The following is a 6143-nucleotide window of genomic DNA, read 5'->3' on the forward strand; positions in this document are numbered from 1 at the left end:
GTTTCTGCTGCAAACAGCCCCGCCATAGGCGGGGCATGGTGAACGCGCTTGCGCCAGCTCAGGCCTGTGCAGGCACAAACGGCACCTGCACCCCCTCAGCAAAAATCACATAGGCGCGGCGCCAGGGCTGGTCATCCACCAGCTGCCAGCGGTGGCCCTGGCCTACGGTGTCATCAGCCCACAGCACATCACCGGGGTTGATACGCACCTTGCTGCCATCGGGCATCTCAAAGTCCAGCGTGCCGCTGAGGGTCAGCACAAACTGGTGGGCCGGGGCCGTATGCCAGTCAAAGCTGCCGCCCTGCCCCGTCTCACGAAACGAAATGCTGCGCGCACCTACTACGCTGCTGATGAAGTCACCGCGCTCGCCGCCGGGCAGATCAATATGCCCATCCACAAAGTGCGACTTGCCATCGGGGCCGGTAAAAAGTTTCACGCATCGGATCATTGCTAGCGCCTTTCTATCAATCGGTTTCAGCTACTGTTTTTACAGTATTTCACAGCCATGCTCCAGGCTGAACCGCCATCCAGGGCTTTGCCGCAATGTATCCGCAGTGGTTCAGGCGCTGTACTGCTCCAGGCATTCATAGTGAAAAGTGCCGGGTGCTTGCGCAAAATGCTCGCTGATGGCCGCGCGCCAGGCCGTAAACACCTTGGACTTGCGAAAACCCTCCATGTGGTCCTCCAGCGTCTTCCAGCGGATTTCAATCACGTACTGGCTGCGCTCTTCGATGCAGCGGCGAATGCTGTAGCCCAGACAGCCGGGAAACGGCGCAATAAAAGACTGGGCCGCCTGTGTGATGGCGGCCTCAAATGCCTGATTCTGGCCGGGGTGGATATGGAGGGTGGTGACTTCAATAATCATGGCAATACTTTCTTTCTGCTCTGGCTCACGCAACCGCCGTGCGCAAGCCAGGAAGTAGACCGCGCTGCCCATCGCACATGGGCAGCCAGAAAATACCGTATTGCATACCGGCTGCGCGTGGGCTGCTGACCATTGAGGCAGCGCGCAACCAAAATCAGAATTTACCGCTGCCAAAAACCAAGGCTGTGGAAGGCAAATTTCAGAATTTGCCTATGTACAAAACTGCCTGTAACCAATAGTGTTTTCACACTGCACGCAGCACCACCCCATTGCTTCACAGTCTGGGGCATTCCGGCCTCAGAGCTGACACTCAGAACAACAGACAGAAAGTTTTTATGCACCACGCCCCCACGCGCGCAGCTGGCCTTGCGCCTCAGCCACTTCGCGCACTTGCGCTGGCCAGCCTGCTCAGTCTTCCGCTGCTGGCACACGCTGCAGACAATGCATCGGCCACTGCCGCCAGCGCCTCGCAGCAGCCCAGCGTGCCGCAGCCCACGGCATCCAGCACGTCCTCCCCACAGATGCAGGCTTCTGCCTTTGAGCAGGCCCGCGAACGCTTTGCGCAGGGTGTAATCGCCACCGAGCAGAAAAAGTACCCGGAAGCCATTCAGATCTTTAACGCGCTGATCAAGGACTTTCCCAACCTGCCAGAGCCGTATAACAACCTGGCCGTGCTCTATGCCTCGCAGGGTGACCTGGTGCAGGCCGCCAGCTTGCTGCAGCAGGCCGTGCGCATTGACCCCTACTACGCCTCCGGCTACGAAAACCTGGGCGACATGTACACCCTGCTGGCCAACGAAGCCTATAACAAGGCCGTCTCGCTGGACGAAATGCGCACCGGCCTGCCCGCCAAGCTGGCGATGATTCAGCAAATCTTCCCCGACGGCCGCACCTCTATTGCTCGCACGCAGCAGAAAGCCCCAGCTGCGGCCAGCGCCCAGCCTGCCAGCCCTGCAGCGGCGCAGCCCCAGCAGCACAGCCCCCATGCCCTCAGCATTGCGGTGGAGCATGCCGTCAAGGACTGGGCCGACGCCTGGGCCAGCCAGAACCTGGCGCGCTACTTTGCCGCCTATAGCGAACAGTTCAAGCCCCTCAAAGGCAGTCTGGCCGCCTGGAAAGCAGAGCGTCGCGCACGCATTGAGGACAAGGGCTTTATCAAGGTGGACATCAGTGATCTGAAAGTCCAGATCCAGGGCAACCGTGCCACCGCCACCTTCCGCCAGCGCTACACCGCAGACAACTACCAGTCCAACGACCGCAAGACCCTGGAGCTGCAGCGCGAAGGCGACAAGTGGCTGATCGCCCGCGAATTCACCAACCCTTAAGCCGCAGTGATCTGGGCGGCAGTCACCACCACCTCAATGCGCCAGTCCGGGTGAATGGTGGGGCCGAGCACCGTGCAGCGTGGGGGGGTGTGACCGGGCACGACCCAGGCGTCCCAGACTTCGTTCATCACATCAAAGTCCTTGGGGTCACGAATAAAGATCTGGCACGACAGGATGTGCGCCTTGCTGCTGCCAGCCTCAAGGAGCAGACGCTCCACATGACCCAGCACCTCCGTGGTCTGGGTGCGCATATCGCCCTGTGGGTTGTTTTCAGGCACCTGGCCTGCCAGATACACCGTGCCGTTGTGGATGGCAATTTCAGACAGGCGCTGGCCCACATAGTGGCGGGTAATGGGGCCGGATTGGGAGATGGTCATATCCAATGCGCTGCCATCGCTGGTAGCAGCGCCCTTCGTATTCATAAAACATCGGAGGGTAAGCCACTTTGTTTGCGCTTGCGATCAAACAGGCTTTTACCCTTTTAGCCAATCACAGCATACGCTGCTAGCTATCAAAAACACGCTGACAGGAACAAGCAAGACACCTGCACATACAGACGCGATCAGCATGGTGTTTACCCAAAGGTTTTCAGCCAAGCAAACAAATAAATACAATTGAGAAGTAATCTCATTTACAAATCTACTTATGCTGACCTCCATTGCTTCTCCTTGCAAACGCAGCGCTATTGGCTTAGCAGTCATTGCCACCTGCCTCACCACAGGCGTACACGCACAAACTTCGACGACGCCAAGTGCTGAAGACGCACCCACCCTGTCCACCGTCCAGGTGCGTGACCAGTACGAACGCGAAGACCTGCCCGCCCTGGCCCCCGGCCGCAAGACTGCCAAGGGCGCACGTCTGGGTATTCTGGGCGCCACTTCCACCATGGATGCACCCGTGCATGTGAATGCCTATACGCGTGAGTTGGCCGAAGACTGGTCTGCCCTGTCCCTGCAAGACGTGCTGGAGAACGATGCCGCGGTGGTCTTCACCACCAACAAGGGCCACTTGCTGCAGAACTTCAATCTGCGCGGTCTGGATGTGAATGCCATGGACATTGCCACCAACGGCCTGTACGGCATTGCCCCCGCCAACTCCGTGCCGATTGAAATGTTTGAGCGCGTCGAAGTCATGCGTGGCCCCAACGTATTGCTCTCTGGCATGACACCCCAAAGCAGCGTGGCCGGTTCTGTGAACATGGTCACCAAGCGTGCGCTGAGCCAGCCGATTGCTGAGCTGACCACCACCTGGGTGTCTGATGGCTATCTGCAAGCCCATGCCGATGTAGGCAAGCGTTTTGGCGAAGAGCAACGCCTGGGCATTCGCTTTAACGGCGTGTACGGCTCTGGCGAAATGGGCGCCGAAGGCGAAGACCAAAAACGCCGTGTGGGCGCGCTGGGTCTGGACTACATGGGCGACCGTGCGCGCCTGTCGCTGGATGTGTATGACAGCACCACCAAGATCGATGGTGGCAGTCCGGCTATGTTCAACTTCACGGGCGTAGGTGCCATCAAGGGTGTTGGCCAGTTACTGGCTCCTCCTAAGGGTGATGTGAACCTGTTCCAAGGCACCCACGGCGAATACACCAACAGCGGCGCTTTGGCGCGTGCAGAGTTTGACTTCACGCCCAATCTGCAAGGCTATCTGGCAGCCGGTGGCTCCCAATCGGAAGGCCAAGGCTTGCTGTTCGGCACACGTGCTGTAGTCACCCAGGCCGACGGCACCACCCGCGGTGCCATCTACAACGTGCACGCCCAATCCAAGCGCCGTACAGCAGAAGCTGGTTTGATCAGCAAGTTCAACACCGGCGATGTACAGCACCGCATGCAAGTGTCGTACAACATCCTCAAAACCGAGGACGGTTCGTACAACACGGCCTGCAACTACTGCTACACCACCAATATGTACAACCCCGTGCAGCCCACCTTCCCGGCTGCACCCCAGTGGAAGGGCTATCAAAACGAAAGCGAGTTCTCCTCCATCGCCTTGGCTGACGTGATGGGCTTTGCCAACGACAAGGTGCTGCTCACCTTGGGAGCGCGCTACCAAACGGTGAAAACCCCGCTGATCAGTACCAAATCCTCCAACTACAGCGAAAGCCAACTCTCGCCCATGGCGGGCATCGTGGTGCGCCCCTGGGGTGAGCAAATCTCGCTGTTTGCCAACTACAGCGAAGGCCTGCAACCCGGCAGCATCGTGGGTGCGGGCTACGCCAATGCAGGCGAAGCCCTGTCCCCCATGCAAACCAAACAGTCGGAAGTGGGTGTGAAGTTCCAGTCGCAGCAAGTCACCCACACCGTGAGTGCCTTCCGCATTGAAAAACCCTCGCTCATCACCGACAGTGCCAACAACCAAGTGGCTGATGGTGAACAACGCTTAACGGGCGTGGAATGGAGTGCATCGGGCCAGCTCACCTCGACCGTGACGCTGCTCGGCGGTGTGGATTACATCAAGTCGCGCCAAGTCAATACGGGCAAGGAAAACTTCGGTGTTCCCAAACTGCGTACCCGTATTGGTGCGGACTGGGCCACCCCTATCCAAGGCTTGACCGTGGGCGGCCGTTGGCTGTACACCGGCCAGCAATGGGTCAACTCCGCCAACACCTTGCGCGCCCCCGCCTGGAACCGCATCGACCTGATGGCCAAGTACGACACCAAGTTCGGCACCACCCCCGTGCGCTTCAATGCCAGCGTGGAAAACGCCACCAATAAGAACTACTGGATTGGCATGTTTGGTGACGGCTTTGTGATGCCCGGTGCACCGCGCACCTTCCGCGTCTCAGGCACTGTGTCGTTCTAAGAGTCGCTAAGCAAGCAAGGCATGTGCTCCGCTGCGGTCCTCTGCTGACTGCAGCGGGTAAAGCTGGAATCTGCCCACACCAAAGGTAGCAGACGCCCCCAAGCGTTTGCAGCCTTTTTGGCCTCTAGTGCTTATGTAGCAAGCGCTAATAGCTATCAAAAAAGGTTAGTGCAGCACTTGCCGCTTATTCCCAGCCCAGTTCGCGGAACTGGTTGTGCTCGCTGGGGTAGCTCCAGCTCGTAATCGTTTGCGCCTTGGCGTCTGCATTGGCAGCAGGCTTGGCAGGGCTCACAGCGGAGCAAGCGGTCAACGCAGCCACTGCTGCGCACAAAACAGTCCATCGAATCAACATGGCAACTTTCTCTTCCAACATCCAAAAAAGGGGGCTACGTGCGCGCGTGTGAGTGCTTACACGCTAGGGTTTATACCTAGTTTTGATGGAGATTGCCTGAAGTCGCTTGGATACTCTATGAATATTTTGGCCATTCGGGGAATGGTTGATGGATCTTTTGGCGTGTAGCGCTTATGGGGTAAGCGCTAGCAGCTATGGATTTTGGTGATTGTTTGCGACTGTTGTGTGTTTGATGGCTGAACCGGCTTGTCGCGCCGGAGGCGACTTACTTTTCTTGCTCGCGCAAGCAAAGTAAGCAAAAGAAGCGCGCCCTGCTACCTGCGTCTCTCCTGCGGTGCTCGCCTGCGGGGTGCGCCGCAAAACTCGCTACGCGCTGGTAGCGCTTCGCTCAAACAGCTGCAGCGAGTCAGATCACGCAGCGTGTGCGTCCTGCGGCGCACACGCCACCCCACAGGCTGTGCGCCTCGGCGCAGGTAGAAGGGAGTGAACAGCCGCTGTAGTGTTGGCTGCTGTGATTTATTTATAGTTTTTATAGCTGCTAGCGCTACTGTACAAGCGCTAGGGAACCTCTGCATAACTCGATTTCAAGCGTGATAGTGCTTGAACGAGTGTGATGTTCCCTTGCCCCTGGCGCTCAAGATGCCCGCGTTTCGCGGGCATCTTGCTTTTTATGCACCACACCAGGCTTGGATTGGCTGTTTTTCAGCAAACGGCCACGGGCCATCCACAAGTTCGCCAAGGCAAACAGGGTATGCAATTGCTGCGTGTTCTTTCTCAAGCCTCGGTAGCGAACTTTGACGTG

General features: G+C 58.1%; 6 protein-coding genes. 2 read left to right on the forward strand and 4 right to left on the reverse strand.

Features of this window, described 5'->3' with window-relative positions; genetic code table 11:
- Positions 1-58: 58 nt before the first annotated feature.
- Together F7P80_RS05280 and F7P80_RS05285 are read right to left on the reverse strand one after the other, a co-directional pair.
- Complete coding sequence (locus F7P80_RS05280) at positions 59-436, reverse strand: AraC family ligand binding domain-containing protein (protein WP_240183905.1); 378 nt, start codon at positions 434-436, stop codon at positions 59-61.
- Between the two features lie 123 nt (positions 437-559).
- Positions 560-865 carry an antibiotic biosynthesis monooxygenase family protein gene (locus tag F7P80_RS05285; protein ID WP_054066547.1) on the reverse strand — a complete coding sequence of 102 codons (306 nt, stop codon included), beginning with the start codon at positions 863-865 and terminating at the stop codon, positions 560-562.
- Positions 866-1200: 335 nt separating this feature from the next.
- On the opposite strand from F7P80_RS05285, the gene F7P80_RS05290 reads away from it, so the two are divergent.
- The gene (locus F7P80_RS05290) at positions 1201-2190 is read left to right on the forward strand and encodes a nuclear transport factor 2 family protein (protein WP_151043229.1); all 990 of its coding nucleotides are present in this window, start codon (positions 1201-1203) and stop codon (positions 2188-2190) included.
- Here the strand turns inward: F7P80_RS05290 and F7P80_RS05295 are convergent.
- A complete protein-coding gene (locus F7P80_RS05295) occupies positions 2187-2567 on the reverse strand; it encodes a RidA family protein (protein WP_054066548.1) in 381 nt (126 codons plus the stop codon). The genes F7P80_RS05290 and F7P80_RS05295 overlap by 4 nt on opposite strands.
- A 268-nt stretch (positions 2568-2835) precedes the next feature.
- Between F7P80_RS05295 and F7P80_RS05300 the strand changes: the two genes are divergently transcribed.
- Entirely contained in the window at positions 2836-4989 is a 2154-nt protein-coding gene (locus F7P80_RS05300; protein WP_054066503.1) for a TonB-dependent receptor, read from the forward strand.
- Between the two features lie 184 nt (positions 4990-5173).
- On the opposite strand, the gene F7P80_RS16725 is transcribed toward F7P80_RS05300, so the two are convergent.
- Positions 5174-5341: a hypothetical protein gene (locus F7P80_RS16725; RefSeq protein WP_170265340.1), complete on the reverse strand. Its 168-nt coding sequence runs from the start codon at positions 5339-5341 to the stop codon at positions 5174-5176.
- Positions 5342-6143: the final 802 nt, after the last annotated feature.

Origin of the sequence: Comamonas kerstersii (assembly GCF_008801935.1) — a bacterium.
GTDB lineage: Bacteria > Pseudomonadota > Gammaproteobacteria > Burkholderiales > Burkholderiaceae_C > Comamonas > Comamonas kerstersii.

What these genes read in the sequence shown, in the direction of transcription:
- F7P80_RS05285 (WP_054066547.1), bottom strand. Translation starts at nt 865, where the DNA reads ATGATTATTGAAGTCACCACCCTCCATATCCACCCCGGCCAGAATCAG.
- F7P80_RS05290 (WP_151043229.1), top strand. Translation starts at nt 1,201, where the DNA reads ATGCACCACGCCCCCACGCGCGCAGCTGGCCTTGCGCCTCAGCCACTT.
- F7P80_RS05295 (WP_054066548.1), bottom strand. Translation starts at nt 2,567, where the DNA reads ATGACCATCTCCCAATCCGGCCCCATTACCCGCCACTATGTGGGCCAG.
- F7P80_RS05300 (WP_054066503.1), top strand. Translation starts at nt 2,836, where the DNA reads ATGCTGACCTCCATTGCTTCTCCTTGCAAACGCAGCGCTATTGGCTTA.
- F7P80_RS16725 (WP_170265340.1), bottom strand. Translation starts at nt 5,341, where the DNA reads ATGTTGATTCGATGGACTGTTTTGTGCGCAGCAGTGGCTGCGTTGACC.